General features: G+C 65.5%; 16 protein-coding genes. All 16 read left to right on the forward strand.

Annotated features, from left to right (window positions below; all coding sequences use genetic code 11):
- Positions 1-360: 360 nt before the first annotated feature.
- The 16 genes from H6A21_RS07400 (at position 361) to H6A21_RS07475 (ending at position 21,564) form a co-directional block, all read left to right on the forward strand.
- Entirely contained in the window at positions 361-1,635 is a 1,275-nt protein-coding gene (locus tag H6A21_RS07400; protein ID WP_204562094.1) for a coiled-coil domain-containing protein, read from the forward strand.
- A gap of 113 nt (positions 1,636-1,748) precedes the next feature.
- On the forward strand, positions 1,749-2,246 hold the full coding sequence (gene ybaK, locus H6A21_RS07405; RefSeq protein WP_204562099.1) for a Cys-tRNA(Pro) deacylase: 498 nt from the start codon (positions 1,749-1,751) through the stop codon (positions 2,244-2,246).
- 1 nt (position 2,247) lies between these two features.
- Positions 2,248-4,527, forward strand: coding sequence for a murein biosynthesis integral membrane protein MurJ (locus H6A21_RS07410; RefSeq protein WP_204562100.1), 2,280 nt, complete (start codon positions 2,248-2,250; stop codon positions 4,525-4,527).
- A gap of 19 nt (positions 4,528-4,546) precedes the next feature.
- Positions 4,547-5,731, forward strand: coding sequence for a DegT/DnrJ/EryC1/StrS family aminotransferase (locus H6A21_RS07415; RefSeq protein ID WP_204562102.1), 1,185 nt, complete (start codon positions 4,547-4,549; stop codon positions 5,729-5,731).
- A 149-nt stretch (positions 5,732-5,880) separates the two neighbouring features.
- On the forward strand, positions 5,881-6,897 hold the full coding sequence (locus H6A21_RS07420; RefSeq protein WP_239462735.1) for a lipid II:glycine glycyltransferase FemX: 1,017 nt from the start codon (positions 5,881-5,883) through the stop codon (positions 6,895-6,897).
- 11 nt (positions 6,898-6,908) lie between these two features.
- Complete coding sequence (locus tag H6A21_RS07425; protein ID WP_204562105.1) at positions 6,909-8,183, forward strand: hypothetical protein; 1,275 nt, start codon at positions 6,909-6,911, stop codon at positions 8,181-8,183.
- Positions 8,184-8,185: 2 nt separating this feature from the next.
- Entirely contained in the window at positions 8,186-10,213 is a 2,028-nt protein-coding gene (uvrC, locus tag H6A21_RS07430) for an excinuclease ABC subunit UvrC (protein ID WP_204562107.1), read from the forward strand.
- A gap of 705 nt (positions 10,214-10,918) precedes the next feature.
- On the forward strand, positions 10,919-11,860 hold the full coding sequence (gene rapZ / locus H6A21_RS07435; RefSeq protein WP_204562109.1) for an RNase adapter RapZ: 942 nt from the start codon (positions 10,919-10,921) through the stop codon (positions 11,858-11,860).
- Between the two features lie 115 nt (positions 11,861-11,975).
- Positions 11,976-12,914, forward strand: a complete 939-nt coding sequence (gene whiA, locus H6A21_RS07440; protein ID WP_204562111.1) for a DNA-binding protein WhiA — start codon at positions 11,976-11,978, stop codon at positions 12,912-12,914.
- 177 nt (positions 12,915-13,091) lie between these two features.
- Positions 13,092-14,117: a type I glyceraldehyde-3-phosphate dehydrogenase gene (gap, locus tag H6A21_RS07445; RefSeq protein ID WP_204562117.1), complete on the forward strand. Its 1,026-nt coding sequence runs from the start codon at positions 13,092-13,094 to the stop codon at positions 14,115-14,117.
- Positions 14,118-14,249: 132 nt separating this feature from the next.
- Positions 14,250-15,443 (forward strand): phosphoglycerate kinase, encoded by a 1,194-nt coding sequence (locus H6A21_RS07450; RefSeq protein WP_204562119.1) that lies wholly within the window; start codon positions 14,250-14,252, stop codon positions 15,441-15,443.
- Entirely contained in the window at positions 15,433-16,203 is a 771-nt protein-coding gene (gene tpiA / locus H6A21_RS07455; RefSeq protein WP_204562120.1) for a triose-phosphate isomerase, read from the forward strand. Before H6A21_RS07450 ends, tpiA begins: the two co-directional genes overlap by 11 nt.
- Positions 16,204-16,206: 3 nt before the next feature.
- Positions 16,207-17,763, forward strand: coding sequence for a 2,3-bisphosphoglycerate-independent phosphoglycerate mutase (gene gpmI / locus H6A21_RS07460; protein WP_342636082.1), 1,557 nt, complete (start codon positions 16,207-16,209; stop codon positions 17,761-17,763).
- A gap of 291 nt (positions 17,764-18,054) precedes the next feature.
- Complete coding sequence (gene secG / locus H6A21_RS07465) at positions 18,055-18,309, forward strand: preprotein translocase subunit SecG (protein WP_204562130.1); 255 nt, start codon at positions 18,055-18,057, stop codon at positions 18,307-18,309.
- A 415-nt stretch (positions 18,310-18,724) separates the two neighbouring features.
- Entirely contained in the window at positions 18,725-20,410 is a 1,686-nt protein-coding gene (locus H6A21_RS07470) for a peptide ABC transporter substrate-binding protein (protein ID WP_204562132.1), read from the forward strand.
- Between the two features lie 116 nt (positions 20,411-20,526).
- Entirely contained in the window at positions 20,527-21,564 is a 1,038-nt protein-coding gene (locus H6A21_RS07475) for an ABC transporter permease (protein ID WP_204562134.1), read from the forward strand.
- Positions 21,565-21,574 lie beyond the last annotated feature (10 nt).

Here is a 21,574-nt window from a genome sequence, read left to right on the forward strand (position 1 = left end):
GGCAGGGGGCTGCGCCCGGGGCACGGCGTCGCAAAACGCTTGGGAAGAGGTCGCAATAGTTCATATGGCGCTTCAGCGATCCGGCGCGCGCCCGCGTCGCAAATGGCGTCGCTTGCCGATGCGGCGAGCGTGGCGCCACGATGCGCGAAATGGCAGGTAATTTAGCAAATCCGCACGTAGATGCCCCCACATTGAAGCTTAGGTTGAAGCTTAAGGACCTATGGAGGGCGCATGGAAGGATTTGGTACGTCCGTATCCGGCTGCTAGAATGACCCTACCTTTGCGCTCCCGTCAGACGGGAGCACGACCGACACGAGCGCTTCCGCGCATGCGGTGCGCACCGTTAAGGAGATGTAACCTATGGTGCACCTTAAACGCAGCCTCTTCGCCATTCCCACCTTGGGACTCGGTCTCGCGCTCACTGCGGGCCTGTGCCCCGCACCGGCGGTGGCAGAGACTTCGGCCGAGCTACAGCAGCAGCTCGATAGCGTGTCGGAGCAGCTGTATTCCCTGTACTCTGCGGCTGAGCAGGCCGGTAACGACCTCGCTACCGTTACCTCGAACCTGAACGACACCAAGGCGCAGATCGAGCAGACCACCGCGGATATCGCCGAGGAGGAGGCCCAGCTCGCCGCCTATCAGGATGAGCTGGGCGAGCTCGTGAGCACCCAGTACAAATCGGGTGGCAGCACGAGCATCGTCACGCTGCTTCTCAGTTCGGGAAGCTTCACCGACCTCATTTCCAACCTGCACTACGCCGACAAGGCCGCCCAGCACAAGCAGGGCGTCATCACGGCCGCGCGCGAGCTCAAGGACTCCCTCGAGCAGAATCGTCAGGCGCTCGAGGAGCAGAAATCCGAGCAGGAGAAGCTCGTTGCCGATCAGCAGGTGAAGACCGAGGCCGCCCAGGCTGCGGCCAATGAGGCCCAGGGGTACTACAACCAGCTCTCCGATGAGCTGAAGGAGCAGATCGCTGCCGAGGAGGAGGCGGCCCGTCAGGCTGCCGAGGCCCGTGCGGCCGAGCTCGCCGCGCAGCAGGCTGCCCAGCAGGCGGCTGAGCAGCAGGAGCAGCAGGCCTCCGGCGGCGATGCATCCGGCGCGACCGACAGCGGCGACACGTCCACCACGACGGAGGAGGACACCTCATCCGACACGTCTGACGAGGTCGAGCAGCCGAGCCATGACACAGGCGCCAGCGATGATGACGTGGACGACACGCCTGCCGGCGGCGGCTCGAATGTGAGCCCGAGCGGTCCCACCGCATCGGCGAGCAACCTCGTGGCCCGCGCCCAGTCGGTTATCGGCTCGGGCTATTCCTACACCGGCTACAACTGGACCGGCTCCACGAGCTCCTCGTGGTTCACATGCTCCGGTCTCGTCGACTACGCGCTCGGCCTGCCGTCATGGTCCAACAGCCCCGAGTCGCTCTACGGCAAGGTGGCCTATATCACGACCGACGTCAGCCAGCTGCAGTACGGCGACCTCGTGTTCTTCGCGTCCGGCGGTCGCTGGTGCGGCCATGTGGGCATCTACATCGGCGGCGGCGAGATGATCGACTCGATTCCGGGCTCCGGCGTCGGTTACCGTACGCTCGACTACATCGGCGGCTTCATCGGCGGCGGCCCCATCGTCTAGCGGGTTGCACGCGCAGGGCTGCTCATGCGGGTATGCGCCCGCGCACTGAACGGTTCGACGGCCCCAGGGCATTGCGCTCTGGGGCCGTCTGGTATTGAGGGAGGGCGATTGCTGTGGCCCGCAAGGAGAAGGTGGCCAAGACGAATGCGATGCGCGAGCTCGAGCGCGCCGGCATCCCGTTCGAGGTGCGTACCTACGAGGTGGATGAAAACGACCTGTCGGGCATCCATGTGTCCGAGCAGCTGGGTGAAGATCCCGGCCAGGGGTTCAAGACGCTTGTGACCCAGGCGCCCGACGGCACGCACGTGGTGTGCTGCATTCCGGTGGCCGCAGAGCTCGACCTCAAGGCCGCGGCGCGCGCCGCCGGCTGCAAGGCGCTCTCGATGCTGCATGTCCGCGACCTGCTTCCCGCGACGGGCTATATCCGCGGCGGCTGCTCGCCGGTGGGCATGAAGAAGAAGTTCCCGACGCTGATCGATGAGCGTTGCATGCACTACGACCAGATCTTTATCTCCGGTGGTAAGCGGGGCATACAATTGATGCTCGCCCCGCGCGACCTGATCGACCACACGGGGGCGACCGTTGCCTCCATCTGTGCGGAAAGGGCGTGAGATGCGCATGACTGACGAGGAGTACCCGAGCCGTCCCGCCGGCGCTCACTTCAAGGCGGCTCCCGATACGGTCCCGGCGCCCGTTCCGACGCCTGCCCATGCGGCGACCCCGGCGTCCGAAGGCGAGGCACCGCTCGCGACCGCGTCTTCGTCGGCCGCAGCGGCGCCGGCCCATGCGGCGGCTGCCGGCGCGCACGCGGCGACGCCCGATCCCGTCGAGGTGCCGTCTTTCGCCCGCGCTACGGCCCCCGTGTCCGATGCGGCGCCGGCACCGGTTGCCCCGTCTGCGCCTGCTGCTTCGAATCCGCAGGCAGGTGCTCCTACCCGGCTTCCCGCGCCAGATGAGACCACGGCGTTTCTCATCTCTGCCGGCGTGGACCCGGCGCGCTTGGCCGCACCCGGCCGCCAGGCGCCGGTCCCGCACCCGTCGGCGGACGAGACGGCGGCCTTCATGGTCGCCGCCCAGTATGACTCCGTGTCGTTTGCGGGCTATACGTCCGTGCGCCCCGACGAGACCGCGCAGTTCGCGCTGACCGAGGCCCAGGCGACCGACGGGTGGGACGCCGACCCCTTCGACGCGGCGCCGGTGGCACCCATCGAGACCGAGCGCGAGGAGGCATTCGTCCCCGCCGCCATCACGGTCGATGACGCTGAGCAGATCGGGCAGATCGAGGAGGTCGAGGAGCTCGAGGAAGCGAGCGCCGAGGACGTCGGCAAGTCGGCCGCGCTCATGAGCGGTCTGGTCATCGTGAGCCGCATCACCGGCTTCTTCCGCACCTGGGCGCAAGCCTATGGCATGGGCACGACGCTCGTGGCGAGCGCCTTCACGGTGGCGAACAACCTGCCCAACGCCCTCTACGAGCTCGTGATGGGTGGCATGCTCGTCACGGCGTTTCTTCCGGTCTACGTTTCGACGAAGAAGAAGGCGGGCCGCGCCGGCGCGTGCGCCTACGCGTCGAACCTGCTGTCGCTCGTGACGCTGCTCATGGGCGCGCTGTCGGTCATATCGTTTATCTTCGCCGGGCAGATCATTTGGACGCAGGCGTTCAACGCGTCGTCGGAGTTCGACTTCGACCTCGCCACGTACTTCTTCCGGTTCTTCGCCATCGAGATCGTGCTGTACGCGCTCTCGTCGGTCATATCGAGCATCCTGAACGCCGAGCGCGACTACTTCTGGTCGACGGCGGCGCCCATCGCCAACAACATCGTCATCACGGTGGCGTTTTTCCTCTACGGCATGCTTGCCGATACGAACCCGACCGCAGCCATCCTCGTGCTGGCCATCTCGAACCCGCTCGGCGTACTCGTGCAGGTGCTCATGCAGGTGCCCTCGCTGAAGCGGCACGGCGTGCATCTGACCCCGCGCATCGACATCCACGACCCGCTCATCCGCGAGACGCTCTCCATCGGTATCCCGACGCTCGTCGTGACCGTCGTGTCGTTTGCCACGACCTCGGTGCAGAGCAGCTGCGCGCTGTCGGTCAACCCGAGCGGCGCCTCGATCACCTATTACGCGCGCATCTGGTACATCCTGCCGTACTCGGTGTTCGCGATCCCCATCACGACGGCCATGTTCACCGAGCTCTCGTCGTTCGTGGCGGGCGGCAAGCTCAAGGAGTTCGTGCGCGGCCTTGCGAACGGCTCGGGCCAGATCCTGTTCCTGCTCATCCCGTTCGCGCTCTACCTCATCGTCTTCTCGCCCTGCCTGTCGAACATCCTGCGCGGCGGCCAGATGTCGGCCGAGGACGTGGATATCCTGGCGACCTACATCGCCTGGTTGTCCATCTCGCTGCCCGGATACGGCCTGTGCACCTATCTGCAGAAGGCGTGCTCGAGCCTGCGCAAGATGAAGCTGTTCGCCGTGGCCGAATGCATCGCCGGCGCCATCCAGATCGCCATCTGCCTCGTGTTCACGCCGATTTTCGGCTTCAACGTCGTCGGCTTCAGCTCGACGTTCTTCTTCGTGTCGATTGACGCGGTGACCCTGTTGTTCCTGCGCCATGAGCTCGGGCACATCGGCTTCAAGTCGATGGCGGTCTCGGGCGTCCGCGCGCTGGCCCTCGGTGCCGCCGGCGCCGCCGTGGGCGCAGCGATCCTGTTCGCCCTGCAGACGTTCGCGGGCCCGCTGGGGGGTGGCGGCATGCTGCGCGCACTGCTGTACGCCTTCGCCGGCGGCATCCCCGCGCTCATCGTCACCTTCGGCATCGCCATCAAGCTGAACCTGCCCGAGGTGTCGTTCATCCGCTCGATGCTCGGGCGCTTTCTGCCCGCCCGCGGCTAGATTGAGGAGTTGATCGTCCATGAACCGCAGCCCTGAGGAGCGCCGCGTCGCCGAGATCATGGCCGAGCGTACCGGCACGTGCGCCGATGACTGGTACCTGGTCTATCGCGCCCGCCACGGCATGCTCGTGGCGCTCGAAGCCGTCCGCGAGGAGCTGGGGGAGGGCCACGTGGTGACGCAGCTGCTCACCTGCTGCACCGCCGTCGATCCCATCCTGGCCGCGGGTCTCGAGCCGGTCTATGCGGAGATCTCGCGCTGTGCCGCCTCGATCTGCCCGGAGAAGCTCGAGATGCCCGCGAGGACCCGGGCGGTCATGCTGCAGCACACCTACGGCATCGTGGACGAGCGCGACAGCGCCCTGCTTGCCGAGAAGGCGCATGCCGCGGGGGCGCTTGTGATCGAGGACTGCGCCCACGGTCTGGGGCGCATGGCGCGCACGGCGGGTGGGCGCGCCGTGGCCGATATCTCGGTGCATTCGTTCGGCGTCGAGAAGATGCTGCATACGCAGTTCGGCGGTGCGATCTGGGTGAACCCGGACGCTTCGTTTGCCTCGGTGCGCTCGCGCATCCGACAGCGCATGGAGGCGCTGCCCGTCGCAGGCTCTCACCTGACGTCGCTTACGCGCACGTTCGTGTTCTGGAACCGCGTGTACAACCACCTGCCGCACGGCATGGCGCGCGCCCTGCGCCAGACGCTCACGGCCGTGGGGCTGTTCGAGCCCGCGGTCTCAGACGAGGAGCGCCGCGGCGCGGTCTCGCATGAGCCCCTGCGCCCGAGCTCCGAGATCTGCCAGCGCGTGATCGATGCGTTCGCGGCGCTCGATGGCGATATGCGCACGCGCGCCGAGGCGACGGCGACCTACGCCGCCGAGCTTGCGGACGTGCCCGGCGTCGAGCTGTTCAGCAGCGGCTGCACCGATCCCGCCCAGCCCCTGCTGAAGTTCCCCATCCTCGTCGGCGACCGGCAGACGGCCGACCGCATCACCGAAGAGGTGTGCGCGGCGGGTTACTACACCTCCACGTGGTACCGCCCCTACTTAGGCCCGGGCGTGCTCGACGAGGCGGCTTACCGGGTGCCCGCCGACACGCGCTCGATTCCCTCGTGCATGAGGATCATCGACACGGTGGCGACCCTGCCGACCGATCAGGGCGAGGCGGGTGCGCGCGCGGTGGCCGCCATCGTGCGCCGCGTGGTCTCTTCATAGATTGGCGCGCCCAGGCGTCGCCCGCACGGGCTTGCGATACCATTGACTGCTGGTATATGAGAGGTGGGGGTACCGCGTGCGGGCACGGATGCGCCCGGTTGCCGGCGGGTCCCCTGAGGCCGGATACGAGAGATGAGGAGCGCGACGCGATGCAGGTTCACGAGCTCTCGCGCACGGAATATGAGATCGGCATCGGCGGTCTCGACGTCAACGTGCCCATCGAGCAGCTGCCGGTGTGGCAGGACTATGAGGCGACGATCCCCGGACGCTCGCCATGGGGCTTCGCCGTCATCTGCGAGGGCGACGATATGCTCGCGTTCGTGTCGTTCGTGCAGTACGAGACGCACGGCTACCGCTATCTGCGCGCGCACCACGGGCCGGTGTGGACGGTCGAGCCGACGCCCGAGCTGGAAGCCGCGGCGCTCGATGAGCTCGCGGCGTTCGTGCGCAAGCGCGATAGGCATCAGGTCTTCATGCGCCTGGCGGTCAAGCACGAGCTGCCCATCACGAGTCCCTGCCTGTCGACGCTGCCCTACGACACCACCGTCATCATCGACACCACGGGCGGCGATGAGGCCATTCTCTCCCGCATGAAGCAGCGCGGCCGCCGCGACGTGCGCAAGGCGCTGCGCGAGTGCGAGCTGACGTTTTCCGATGAGACCGAGCGCGCCATCGAGTCGTTCGACGAGTACTACGAGATCATGGTCGAGACCGCCGAGCGCGATGGCTTCACGCCCTCGCCCGCCGAGGACTACCGCAACATGCTGCGCATCCTCGGGCACGACCACTGCCGCCTGTTCGCCGGGCGCGACGGCGACCGCGTGATCACCTGGACCATCGCCACCATCTCCGGCACGCGCGCCACGCGCTACTACGGCGCCTCCCGCTCCGGCGCGGCGCGCAACCTCGCGACCGACCGCCTGATCTACTTTGAGTGCTGCGAGCTCGGGCGCGCCGGCATCACCGAGTACGACCAGATGGGCATCGGCAGCGAGTTCCAGCCCGCGACGATGGGCCTCAACACGTTCAAGACGAAGTTCGCCAAGGACGGCGTGCGCATGATCGCACCCGACCGCGACGTTTCCATCAAGAAGGCGTTCTACCGCGCGCTCCAGACGGCGAAGTCACTCCGCGCGCGCCTCCGCTCCGCCCGACACGACCAGTAGGGGTATCCACCATGACGGCTCACTCCCGTACCATTTCCGCATCTGAGCTCTCCGACCGCCTGGCTCCCGTGGCGCTCGGCGGCGAGATCATGTCCTATTCTTTCGCCCGCTGCTTCTATGAGGCGTACGGGGTGAAGACGATCGTCGTCTCCGCCGTCGACGTGCGCGTGACGTCGTCGAGCCGTCTCACCGACTATCGCGTGGTGCCGGCGATGGGCGAGGGCGAGGACGCCATCATGGACTACCTGCGGCACCTGGGCGCTGAGCTCGCCGCCGCGGGCAAGGTCCCCATCATCTTCGGCAGCGCCGACTGGCATGCCCGCATCCTCTCCTCCCACAAGGAGGAGCTCTCGCAGTGGTTCGCCGTGCCCTACAACGATTTCGAGCTGCTCGACGAGATTACGCAGAAGGAGCGTTTCTACGAGATCTGCGAGGAGCTCGGCATCGACTATCCCCGTACCTGGACGTTCGACTGCGCCGATTCCAACGTGGAGATCGACGCCGACGCCTTCACCTATCCGCTGATCGCGAAGCCCTCGAACTCCGCGCGCTACGACCTCATGGACTTCCCCGGCAAGGAGAAGGTCTATGAGGTGAAGAGCGCCGAGGAGCTCACGCGCGTCTTCGACCTGCTGCGCGGCGCCGGCTACGATCGCGAGCTCGTCGTGCAGGATTTCATCCCGGGCGATGACGCCGCCATCCGTTCGCTCACGACGTTTTCCGACGCCACGGGTGAGGTCCGCGTCGTGTCGGGCGGCCGCGTCGTTCTGCAGGACCACTCGCCGGCTCGCATCGGCAACCCCATGTGCATCCTGCCGGAGCGCGTGGAGCCCATCATCGAGGCGGCGAAGCGCTTCTGCGCCCATGTGGGCTACCGCGGATTCGGCAACTTCGACATCAAGTACGACGCGCGCGACGGCAAATACAAGTTCTTCGAGATCAACACCCGTCCGGGGCGCAATACCTACTACGTGGCCCAGGGCGGCGCGAACATCGCCAAGCTGCTCGTGGACGAGTACATCCTGGAGGCGAAGATTCCCTACCAGGAGGCCTACGGCGACGTGCTCTACACCTGCGTGCCCGCGCGCGTGATCGAGCGCTCCGTGCCCGACCCGGCCCTGCGCGAGCAGGTGCTGGCGATGTACCGCGCGCACAAGACGGACTACCCGTATGACTGGCGCGGCGACACGCTCGCGCACAAGCTGTGGGCTTGGGTCACCTACCTGCACCAGATCGAGAAGTTCAAGCGCTACGTGGGCGACGTGCGTCGCGAGGACGCACGTTAGGCATGGCGCGCCCGCTGTCCCCCGAGGGGCTTCCCACATCGAGCGTCACGGTGTCGCCCTTCGACACCCGCGCCGCCGCGGCCCATGTCGCGCAGGCAGGGGAGGGCGGCGCCCTCTCGATTGCCGACCAGGTGGCGCAGGTGCCCACGAGCCCGGGGTGCTACCTGTGGAAGGACGCCGAGGGCACCGTCATCTACGTGGGCAAGGCCAAGAACCTGCGCGCCCGCATGAAACAGTACGTGCAGCTGTCCGATGACCGCGAGAAGATCCCGCTCATGATGCAGATCGTGGCGAGCTTCGACTACATCGTCGTCGACTCCGAGCACGAGGCGCTCGTGCTCGAGCGCAACCTTATCGGGCAGTACCATCCCTATTTCAACGTCGACTACAAGGACGACAAGAGCTATCCCTATATCGCCGTCACGCACGCCGACCTGTTTCCCGCCATCAAGTACACGCGCGAGAAGCACAAGCCCGGCACGCGCTACTTCGGCCCCTACACCGACGCGCGCGCCGCGCGCGAGATGATCGACACGCTGCGCAAGGTCACGCCGATCTGCTCGGCGACCTGTGCGGAGTGGAAGCGCGTGCGCCGGCTGCTCGCCAAGCGCCCCGACGATGCCGACATCATCGGGCTGGTGTGCGCGCAGAAGGGCCGGCCCTGCTTCGACTATCACGTGGGCCGCGGCCCGGGCGTGTGCGCGGGCATGATCTCGCCGGACGAGTACGCCGCCAACGCGCGCCGCGTGGAGCGCTTCTTGTCCGGGCAGCGCCGCGAGCTGGTGGGCGAGCTGAAAGACGAGATGGCCGAGGCCGCCGCCGACCTCGACTTCGAGCGCGCCGGCCGCATCAAGCGGCGCCTCGAGGTGATCGATGGGCTCGACGACCGCCAGCAGGTGGTGTTCCCCACGAGCGTGGACATCGACCTTGTCGGCTTCTACCGCGAGGAGACCATCGCGGGCGCCTGCGTGTTCGTGGTGCGCGAGGGCCGCACGGTCCGCACCTGCGAGTTTATTTTGGACAAGGGCCTCGACGTGCCCGAGGAGGAGCTCACCGCCGGGTTCGTCAAGCGCTACTACGACGAGACGGCAGACATCCCCGCCGAGGTCGATGCGGCTTGCGAGCTGGAGGACGCCGAGCTCATCGGCGAGTGGCTGACCGAGAAGCGCGGGCGCAAGTGCACGCTGCACCGTCCGCAGCGCGGCGAGAAGCGCCATCTGCTCGTGACGTGCGAGCGCAACGCCCGCCATGCCCTCATGCGCTACATGATGCGCACGGGCTACGCCGACGACCGCACGAACCAGGCGCTGCTGCAGCTGGAGAGCGCGCTTGCCCTCGACGCGCCGCCGATGCGCATCGAGTGCTTCGACATTTCGACCATCCACGGTCGCTTCACGGTGGCCTCGATGGTCGTGTTCACGAACGGCAAGCCCGACAAGAGCCAGTACCGCCGCTTCAAGATCAAGACGCCGCTTACCGAGGCGAACGACTTCGTGTCCATGTCCGAGGTGCTCGGGCGCCGCTATGCGCCGGAGCGCATGGCCGACGAGCGCTTCGGCAGCCGCCCGGACCTGCTCGTGGTCGACGGCGGCAAGCCGCAGCTGACGGCGGCCATGCGGCAGCTCGAGCAACTCGGGCTCGACATCCCGGTCTGTGGCCTTGCAAAGGCCGACGAGGAGGTGTTCGTCCCCTGGGATGACACGCCGGTCGTGCTGCCGAACGGATCGGCCTCGCTCTATCTCATCAAGCAGGTGCGCGATGAGTCGCACCGCTTCGCCATCACGTTCCACCGCGAGCTGCGCGACCGCGCCATGACGGTGTCGGTGCTCGACGAGGTGGAGGGCGTAGGTCCCACGCGCAAGCGCGCCATCATGCGGCACTTCGGCTCCATGAAGAAGCTCCGCGCCGCGAGCGTGGAGGAGATCGCCGCCGTCAAGGGCGTGCCCGCGCAGGTGGCGCAAGCCGTCTACGACACGCTGCGCGCTTGGGAGGCCGAGCGCGCGCGGGCGCAGGGAGACGACGAGGCGTAGCGGGTGCGCCGAGCATGGGGCGCGCTGCCGGGGACGCGCGGGAGCAGCGGATGCCGGCGATATCCGAAAAGGAGCGCATCGGGAAGATGCCGTCGTGCCGGCGCTGCAAGCTTTTGGCGGCGGGGTTCTCGGGCGCCGCGCGCCAGCGGTCGTTTGCCGCCCGCCGGGCGCTCATGTACGCCGGTTTTAGGTCAGCCTGCGCGCGGCTTCGCGGCAAAGGCACGCGCAGACCGCAATCGGCGCAGGTAGCACGGGGCGCGCGGCTCCGCCGTTGGGCCCCGGGTTTCGGGCAGGAACCTAAAAGCGTCCTGCAGGAGCAGGTGCCGGGCGCGCACCCTCCTCGGTCCTTGCGGATAAGTCGAACAGCGATCCGTCCGACGGTTGTTCGGGTATCGAGCGAGAAGAGCGCGTGATGATATGTTTCTCCGTTACTCGCACTTCGGGTTCAAGCGCGTTTTTCGGCAGACGGGTGGGGGTATATCGAACCGAGCGCGAGAGGGTGCAGGCCGAAAAGGTTTAGACCAGTACCAGCGCGTCATCATTGCCATGGCGCTCACCCGCAACCCCTCGCTCGTCATCTGCGACGAGCCCACGACGGCGCTCGAGGCGCAAAGAGCCTGTCATATAACCCCGTCCCCGATGGAGACAGCCCGGCGCGGGTATACTGAGGTGCGTGGCCGAAGACGCCGCAGAAAGAGGGTTCCCATGAGCGACAGCACCAGCAACTCCATGACCGCAGCCGAGCTCGCCGACCGCGTGCCGGACATCGTCATCATCACGGGCCTGTCCGGCTCGGGCCGCACGCAGGCCATGCACGTGTTCGAGGACATGGGCTACTTCTGCATCGACAACCTGCCGCCCCGCCTCATCCTACAGCTCGCGGAGCTCGTGGGCATCAACGCGGGCATCGGCCGCCATCTCGCGGTGACGTGCGACCTGCGCAGCCAGGGGCTGTTCGACGAACTGCTCGATGCGATCCAGGAGCTGCGCGCCCACGAGATGAGCTGCAAGATCGTCTTCCTTGAGGCCTCCGACGAGGTCCTCATCCGCCGCTACAGCGAAAACCGCCGCCGCCATCCGCTCGCCATGGCCGGCGAGACCACGGCCGACGCCATCCAGCGCGAGCGCGTCCAGCTCGCGAGCGTCCGCGACCGCGCCGACATGATCATCGACACGAGCCGCATGCGCACCACGGCGCTGCGCACCCGCCTGCGCCATGCGTTCTCCGAGCTCACCGACCAGCAGCTCATGGAGGTGCAGGTCTTCTCGTTCGGCTTCAAGCACGGCATGCCCGTCGAGGCCGACCTCATGATTGACGTGCGCTTCCTGCCGAACCCCTTCTACGACCCCGAGATGCGCACGATGACGGGCCTGGATGAGAAGGTCGCGCGCTTCGTGTTGGACAACCCCAAGACGAAAGAGTTCCTGGACGCGTGGTTCCGCCTGCTCGACGCGGTGATGCCCGGCTACGTGGCCGAGGGCAAGCCGCAGCTGTCCATCGCCATCGGGTGCACGGGCGGCCAGCACAGAAGCGTGGCCATCGCCGAGGCCACGGCGCGCTACCTGGAGCGCCAGCAGTACCACGTGACCATCTCGCATCGCGACCTGCCGCGCGCGAACCGCACGGCGACGGGCGAGGCGCACTGAGCGGCTTCGCCTGCCATGTGGAAATGGGGCGGCTCGAGGCCCTGCGTGCCGGCAGCCGTCTACGATGCGACAATAGGGAAGAGAAGAACACGTCCGCGTGCGAGGGGAGGCGTCCATGTCGTTTACCGCAGAGGTCCGCGATGAGCTTGCGCGCTGCGCGCCGACCTGCGAGTACTGCAATCTCGCGACGCTCGCCGCGCTCACCCGCGTGTGCGGCACCCTGAGTCTCGCCGGCCGGGGACACTACCGCCTGCAGGTCGCCACCGAGACCGGCGCGGTCGCTCGGACCATGATCGGCCTTACGCACCAGATCTTGAAGCTGAAGACGGAGTTCACGGTGAGAAAGAGCGTGCTCCACCGGGTGCGCAACTACCTCATCGCCCTGCCGGATCAGCCTGACCTCGAGAAGGCGCTCGTGCTGCTCGGCATCCTCGATCGCTCCGGCGCGCTCGTGCGCGGTGTGCCCCATCATATCGTGGCGCGCGACTGCTGCCGGCTCGCCTACATCCGCGGCGCACTGATCGCGGGCGGTTTCGTGGCCGACCCGCGCGGAGACTTCCATCTCGAGATATCGGTGCAGGGCGAGGACCTTGCGCAAGGGCTCGCCGACCTCATCGGGCAGGTCGGCATCCGCGCACGCGTGAACCGCCGGCGGGGGGCGTACGCGGTCTACATCAAGAGCGCCCAGGACATCCTGCAGCTGCTCATGCTTGTGGGCGCGAAGCGCTCGGTCGCCGAGATCGAGGAGGCCCGCGTGGTGAAGTCGGTCAAAAACGACGTGAACCGCCGGGTGAACGCGGAGCTCGCGAACCAGGGGAGGAGCGCCGGCGCAGCTCAGCGCCAGCTCGAGCTCATCGACGAGGCGGAGGCGCTCGGGATTATCGACAGCATGCCCCGTGCGCTCAGCTCGTTTTGCGAGCTGCGCCGGGCACACCCCGACCTGTCGCTGCGCGATCTCGGCGAGATTGCCGACCCCCCGCTCAGCAAATCGGCCCTGTACCATCGCGTCCTGCGCATCGAGAAGCTCGTCGAAGCGGCTCGATTGAACAAATGAAGCGCTCCAATACCCTCTACGCTGGTGTTTTGAAGCGAATCAAACTCCCGAAAATTCTCAAAACACGCCGTTTGTCGTGAAACTGGAAGGGAAAAAACGGTATATTCTAAGAGGTTTGTTTGTAGGCCTCAGCGGCAGGCAAGGGAACCTGCGGGGGCCTCGCGAAAGGAGACAAGCATGGCAGTAAAGGTTGCGATTAACGGCTTTGGCCGCATCGGTCGTCTCGCGTTCCGCCAGATGTTCGGCCACGAGGGCTCCGAGATCGTCGCTATCAACGACCTCACCTCTCCCGATATGCTCGCGTACCTCCTGAAGTACGACTCCACGCAGGGCAACTACGCTCGCGACCACAAGATCACCTCTGACGAGAACTCCATCACGGTCGACGGCAAGCAGATTACCATCTACAAGGAGGCCGACGCCAAGAACCTCCCGTGGGGCGAGCTGGGTGTCGACGTCGTGCTCGAGTGCACCGGTTTCTACACCTCCAAGGCCAAGGCCCAGGCTCACATCGACGCCGGCGCCAAGAAGGTCGTCATCTCCGCTCCGGCCGGCAACGACCTGCCCACCATCGTCTACAACGTCAACCATGAGACGCTGACGGCTGAGGACAACATCATCTCCGCCGCTTCCTGCACCACCAACTGCCTCGCCCCGATGGCCAAGGGTCTGAACGACTTCGCCCCCATCGTCGCTGGCATCATGACCACCATTCACGCCTGGACCGGCGACCAGATGCCGCTCGACGGCCCGCAGCGCAAGGGCAATAAGCGCCGCAGCCGCGCCTGCGCCATCAACATCGTCCCGAACAGCACCGGCGCCGCCAAGGCCATCGGCCTGGTCCTGCCCGAGCTCAACGGCAAGCTCATCGGTGCCGCCCAGCGCGTCCCGACCCCGACTGGCTCGCTGACCAACCTCTACGCCGTCGTCGACAAGAAGGTCACCGCTGACGAGGTCAACGCCGCCATGAAGGCTTACGCCGAGACCATCCCCGACACCTTCGGCTACAACGAGGACGACATCGTTTCCACCGACATCATCGGCGAGACCCACGGCTCCATCTTCGACGCCACCCAGACCATGTGCAACGATCTGGGCAACGGCCAGACCCTGGTGCAGGTCGTCTCCTGGTACGACAATGAGAACTCCTACACCTCTCAGATGGTCCGCACCATCAAGTACTTCGAGAAGTTCGTCGGCTAACGAACGACTGAAGAGCTTCTAGCGTCTTGAATTGAGAGGGCGCGGCCTCAAGGCGAATGCCCTAGGTCGCGTCCTCTCTTTCATTCCGTACGGGCCTTTGCGCCCGCCCGGCAAGAGAAAGGTAGATTGCACATGGCTTTCACCAAGAAGACCGTCCGCGACATCGATGTCGACGGCAAGCGCGTCCTCATGCGCGTTGACTTCAACGTGCCGCTGAAGGACGGCGTCGTGACCGACGACACCCGCGTCCGCGCCGCCATCCCCACGATCCAGTACCTGAAGGATCACAACGCCAAGATCATCCTCATGAGCCACCTCGGCCGCCCGAAGGGCGACGGCCCCGAGCCCGAGCTCTCGCTCAAGCCCGCTGCCGACAAGCTCGCCGAGCTGACCGGCTTCGAGGTCAAGTTCGTCGATGACACCTATGGCGAGGCCGCCAAGGCCGCCGTCGACGCCCTCGAGCCCGGCGACATCCTCGTGCTCGAGAACGTCCGCTTCGACAAGCGCGAGAAGAAGAACGACCCCGAGATCGGCAAGATCCTCGCCTCCTACGGCGACGTCTTCGTGCTCGACGCCTTCGGCACCGCGCACCGCGCCCAGGGCTCCGTGGTGGGCCCGGCCGCGTACCTGCCCGCGGTCGCCGGCTTCCTGCTCGAGAAGGAGGTCGACACCCTGACCGGCATCTTCGCCGACCCCGAGCGCCCCTTCGTCGCCATCGTCGGCGGCTCCAAGGTGTCCTCCAAGATCGGCGTCCTCGATCACCTCATCGACTCCGCTGACACCCTCATCATCGGCGGCGGCATGGCCTACACCTTCTTCCTGGCCAAGGGCTACACCGTCGGCACCTCCCTCAAGGAGGAGGACTGGGTCGAGCGCGCCGGCGAGATGCTGAAGAAGGCCGAGGAGAAGGGCGTTAAGATCCTGCTGCCCGTCGACAACGTCGTGGCCGATCACTTCGGCGAGGACGCGGTCGGCGAGGTCGTCGACTCCGACAAGATCCCCGATGACCGCATGGGCATGGACATCGGCCCCAAGACCGAGGCTCTCTACACCGAGGCCATCAAGGGTGCCAAGACCGTGTTCTGGAACGGCCCCATGGGCGTGTTCGAGATGGATCAGTTCGCTCACGGCACCGAGGCCGTCGCCCGCGCTGTCGCCGAGTCCGACTGCACGTCCATCATCGGCGGCGGTGACTCCGTCGCCGCTATCAACAAGTTCGGCCTGGCCGACAAGATGAGCTGGATCTCCACCGGCGGTGGCGCTTCCATGGAGCTCGTCGAGGGCAAGGCCCTTCCGGGAGTGGAGGCTCTGAACGATGCCGAATAGCCGTGTCCGCCTGATTGCAGGCAACTGGAAGATGAACAACGACGTGGCCGAGGCCGCCAAGCTCGCTGACGAGCTGGCCGAGGCTTTGAACGAGGTGCCCGCAGGCGTCGAGGTCGTCGTCTGCCCGCCGACCATCGACATCACGACCGTGCACGACCGCATCCAGGCCGCGCCCGTGAAGCTCGGTGCCCAGAACGTGTACTGGGAGGAGAAGGGCGCCTACACCGGCGAGTCCTCCTGCGCGATGCTGAAGTCCGCCGGCTGCACCTACTGCATCATCGGCCACTCCGAGCGCCGCGACTACTTCCATGAGACCGACGCCGACGAGAACAAGAAGGCCAAGGCCCTCATCGCCGCCGGCATCACCCCGATCTTCTGCTGCGGCGAGTCGCTCGAGACCCGCGAGGCGGGCGAGCACGTCTCCTTCGTGTGCGCGCAGATCAAGGCCGGCCTCGAGGGCATCGAGCTCACGAGCGCCGATCAGCTGGTCATCGCCTATGAGCCCATCTGGGCCATCGGCACGGGCAAGACCGCCACGGCGGCCGACGCCCAGGAGGTCTGCGGCGCCATCCGCGCCACCCTCGTCGAGATCTTCGGCGAGCAGCTCGCCGGCGGCATCCGCGTCCTGTACGGCGGCTCCGCCAAGCCCGAGAACATCGCCGGCTTCCTCGCTGAGGAGGACGTCGACGGCGCCCTCGTGGGCGGCGCTTCGCTCAAGGCCGACGCGTTCTCCGCGATGGTCGAGAAGGCGGGGGAGTAGACTGTGACCAAGCATCTTCCTGCACTTCTGGTCATCATGGACGGCTGCGGCCTGGCGCCCGAGGGCGCCGATAACGCCGTCGCCGCCGCGAACACCCCGTTCCTCGACAGCCTGTACGAGCAGTACCCCCACACCACGCTCGGTGCGTCCGGCGAGGACGTGGGCCTGCCCGACGGCCAGATGGGCAACTCCGAGGTGGGCCACCTGAACATCGGTGCCGGCCGCATCGTGTTCCAGGAGCTCTCCCGTATCAACAACTCCATCAAGGACGGTTCCATCCAGGAGAACGAGACGCTCGCCCGTGCCATGGACGACGTCGCCAAGACGGGCAAGACCCTGCACCTGCTCGGTCTCGTCTCCCCGGGCGGCGTGCACTCCATGCAGCGCCACGGCGAGAACCTCGCCGCCATCGCCGCCATCCACGGCGTCGAGCACATCCGCTTCCACTGCTTCATGGACGGCCGCGACGTCGATCCGCATTCCGGTGCGGGTTACCTCGAGACCCTGAAGCAGAACCTCGAGGCGCTCTCCACCTACACGGGCGTCGACGCCCGCATCGCCACGGTCTCCGGCCGCTACTGGGCCATGGACCGCGACAACCGCTGGGAGCGCGTCGAGCGCGCCTACGACGTCATCACCCTTCCGTGCGATGAGGACCGCGACCCCGTCGAGGGGGTGCGCGCCTACTACGAGAAGGACGATCGCGGCGACGAGTTCGTCGAGCCGTTCGCGTGCCACAACGAGGGCGTGCACGACGGCGACGCCATGGTGTTCTTCAACTTCCGTCCGGACCGCGCCCGCGAGATGACGCGCGCCTTCACCGAGGTCGATTTCGACGGCTTCGAGCGCAAGGTCTTCGCCAAGCTCTCGCACTTCGTGTCCATGACGGAGTACGACGATACGTTCAAGAACGTCGAGGTGGCCTTCCCCAAGACGTTCCCGCAGAACGTGCTCGCCGACGTCATCGCCCAAAACGGCCTCAAGCAGCTGCACACCGCCGAGACGGAGAAGTACGCCCACGTGACGTTCTTCCTGAACGGTGGCGTGGAGGAGCCCAAGGAGGGGGAGGAGCGCGTGCTCGTGCCCTCGCCGAAGGTCGCCACCTACGATCTGCAGCCCGAGATGAGCGAGCCGGAGGTTACCGAGAAGCTCGTCGAGGCCATCAACGAGGACCGCGCCGACTTCTACATCGTCAACTACGCCAACTGCGACATGGTCGGTCACACCGGCGTGTTCGATGCCGCTGTCAAGGCGGTCGAGGCTGTTGACGACGGCCTGTCCAAGGTGATTCCCGCGATCCTCGCCAAGGGCGGTTTCGCGCTCATCACCGCCGACCACGGCAACGCCGACCACATGTTCGACGTCGACGCCGAGGGTGAGAAGCACCCGTTCACGGCGCACACGACGAACCGCGTGCCGTTCATCGTGGTCGATCCCAAGGCGAAGCTCACGGGCATCGAGGACGGTCGCCTGTCCGACATCGCCCCGACGATGCTGACCCTGGCAGGTCTCGAGCCCTCCGCCGAGATGACGGGCCGCGTGCTCGCCACCGAGGAGTAGCCTCGAGCTCCCATCCGCATCGCGAGCCGCCAGCGCGCCACGTGCCGCTGGCGGCTTCTTTTATGGCGATGGGGGAAGTACAAGCGGACCCGCCGCCGACGAGGCCCGGCATTGTCTTCATGCGAAAGGCACACGAAGAGGTACTTCGTGTGCCTTTCGCATGAAGACAATGAAGCGGTGGCTCGGCAGCGCGGCGTGCGTGCTCGGATGCGAATGCATGGCGATTGCGTGCGCTGCGCGCTTGTGTGCTACCATATCGCCTGTTCGTACGTACAACGAAGGAGTGTCCCCGTGGGTCCGTTCCAGATTATCCTGTTCATCGTGTGGGCGCTGTCCACGATTGCCCTCATCGCGCTTGTCCTGATGCATTCGGGCAAGGGCACCGGCGTGTCCGACATGATCGCCAGCTCGCTGTATAACGCCAGCGCTGCTACCGGCATCATGGAGCAGAACCTCGACAAGCTGACCGTCATCGTCGCGGTCGTCTTTGCCGCCTGCGTCGTTCTCGCCATGTTCTTCTTCCCCCAGGGCATCGTCGGCATCTAAGCGACGCGTATCGCCCAGATCGAGACGTGAAGGCCGCCTTCGGGCGGCCTTTTTGCTATGAGATGGTCTTCCTCGGACGCTTGCACCGCATGTCCCATATATTGTTGCAGACGTGTAAACAAACCATACGGATTTATGTTTCGAGTCGGTAAAGCCGCCCGGGAACGCTAGGTGAAAAAACCCGCAGCATACGCGGTATCTATACATGGGCGTGCATCATTTAGCATGGAATTGCTTTCATCCGATAAAGAAAAAAGCGAAGTTTAACCAAAATGTACGCTTTACCTTACCGAAGTTGGGTTAAGGTATTGCCTACGTTGCGGTGGCAAAGATCAGTCAGCCTGGGCCTTTGGCGCCGCACTGTGCATGGGCGGACCGCAAGGTCCGCACAGGTTCCTGTATTAAGGAGGATGGAATGGCTGAATTCCTGAACAAGCCGGTCGGTCGCCGCACCTTCGTCGGCGGCGCGCTGGCTACCGGCGTGCTCGCTGCGCTCGCCGGCTGCGGCCAGAAGGGTGGAAGCACCGCTGCCACCGGTTCTGGCGAGGGCAGTTCCGCTACCGGCGGCACCCTGCGCTACTACATCAACAACCCCGTGTGCATCGAGCCGTTCAACCTGCAGGAGGATCAGGGTACCCAGGTCGGCTTCCAGCTGTTCGACTCGCTCACCCAGTATAACTTCGAGGAGGGCAAGCTCGAGCCCCTCGCGTGCGAGAGCTACGAGGTCAACGACGACGCGACCGAGTTCACCTTCCACCTGAAGCCCGCCAAGTTCCACGACGGCACCGACGTGACATCCGCCAACTGGAAGTACGGCTGGGAGCGCATCGTCAACCCGAACACCAACACCGAGAGCCCCTCGGTCATCGGTTACCACCTGGCTATGATCGACGGCTACGACGCCCTCGCTGCCGGTGAGGCCGAGGAGATGACGGGCCTTTCCTGCCCCGATGACGAGACCTTCGTCGTCAAGCTGTCCTACTCCTACGCTGATTTCCCCTACGTCGCGTCTCACCCCGCGCTCGCTCCTATCCCGGATTGCGCCAAGGACATGACCCAGACCGAGTTCGGTCTGGCCCCCGTGGGCAACGGCCCGTTCAAGATGGACGGCGAGTGGGTCGACGGCCAGTACATCAACCTCGTTCGCTTCGATGACTACTATGGCGACAAGGCTGTTCTCGACGCCGTCAACTTCATGATCCAGAAGGACGTGGAGACCGCCTACAAGGAGTTCCAGGCCGGCAACCTCGACGTCTCCGACGTCCCCGTCGCCTCCCTCGAGACCGCCGCTAAGGAGTACGGTACCTCCGAGGACGGCTACACCATCACCCCGGGCCACCAGTTCCTGAACGGCACCGAGCCCTCCACCTACTATCTGACCTGCAACGTCGTGAACGGCCCGTTCACCGACGTGAACCTGCGTCACGCCGTGTCTTTGGCCATCAACCGTCAGGCCATCTGCGACACGCTGTTCCACGGCTCCCGTACGCCGGCTGACAACATCGTCCCGCCGGGAATCGATGGTTACGAGGAGGGCGCGTGGGAGTACTCCCGCTACGACGTGGACGCCGCCAAGGAGATTCTCGATCAGTACTATCCCGCTGACGCCGACGGTAACCGCGGCCTCGAGCTGACCATCACCTCCAACCAGGATGGTGGCCACAAGGAGGTCATGGACTCCATCATCTCCGACCTCGCCGCCGTGGGCATCACCTGCGTCGCCGACACCCCCGACTGGGCTACGGTCCTCGACCGCTACCAGAAGCTCGACTACCAGTTCGGTCGTCTGGGCTGGGTCGCCGACTACCCGATTCTCGACAACTTCCTCTATCCGCTGTTCTACACCGGCAACGGCGACAACCGCGCCGGCTACAGCAACCCCGAGGTCGACGAGGCCCTCATGGCTGCCCGCTCCACTGTCGATGACGACGAGCGCAAGGCTGCCCTGCAGGCGGTCAACAAGACCATCGGTGAGGACATGCCGGTTATCCCCATCATGTTCTACACCCACACCATGGTCGGTGGCCCCAACGTCGCGACGCTGTACCTCGATCCGCAGAAGAAGGCCGACCTGTCCAAGGCCGAGCTCGTCAGCGCGTAGCATTTCGGTGAAGACGCAATTCTAGTGATACACTGGCGATTATGTCTGTGTAGGGCGCCTGTCCTTCCGGGGCAGGCGCCCTACTATATATGTCCACCAACTAGGGGAGAAGAATCATGGGGAAATATATATTGAAGCGCGTGCTTCAATTCATCCCTGTCTTCATCGGCGTGACGATCATCCTGTTCGCCATGAAGGCAATCGTTCCCGGCGATCCTATCTCGATGATCACCGGCGGACGTTCCGTTCCCGAGCAGACGCGCCTGCAGCTCGAGGTCGAGAACAACCTGATCTACGGTAACGACAAGGGTCAGCCGATCTACGACGAGAACGGCGACACCATTCCCGTGCCGCTGCACGAGCAGTACTTCCGCTACATGAACGACCTGCTCCATGGCGACTTGGGCACCTCGTACTCCAAGAAGCGTCCGGTCACCGACATCTTCGCTGAGAAGTATCCCTACACCGTGAAGCTCGCCGCGTGCGCCATCTGCCTCGAGGCGGTCATGGGCATCGGCGCGGGCCTCATCTCGGCCGTGAAGCGCTACTCGTTCTGGGACATCCTCGTGACGCTTGTCACCTCGGTCCTCGTCGCCGTGCCGGCATTCTGGCTCGGCATGATCTTGCAGCTGATATTCGGTATCTGGCTGAAGGATCTGACCCACGGCGCGGTCGCGCTCCCCATCTCGGGCGCCGGTGGCCCCAACTCCCCTTATCAGGACTGGATGCACTACATCCTCCCGTCGTTCACGCTCGCTGCGGTCTCCACGGCCTACACCGCGCGCATCATGCGCTCGCAGCTGCTGGACGTTTTGAACCAGGACTACATCCGCACGGCGAAGGCCAAGGGTCTCTCCCGTCGCTCCATCATCATCCACCACGCGCTGAAGAACGCCCTCATCCCGGTCGTCACCTACATCGGTATCGACTTCGGTGCCATGATGGCCGGCGCGATCCTCACCGAGACGGTCTTCAACTGGCCCGGCGTCGGCTCCGAGATCTACAAGGCGATCTCGGCGCGCGACTGGCCGCTCGTCATGGGCGGCGTCACGATCATCGTCGTCGTGGTCATGGTCGTGAACCTTATCGTCGATATCAGCTACGCCTTCCTTGATCCGCGCATCAGGCTTGGCAGCAGCAAGAACGAAGGCTAGGAGGAACGTA

The sequence above is a fragment of the Collinsella tanakaei genome, from assembly GCF_016902615.1.
Classification (GTDB): Bacteria; Actinomycetota; Coriobacteriia; order Coriobacteriales; family Coriobacteriaceae; genus Collinsella; species Collinsella tanakaei_A.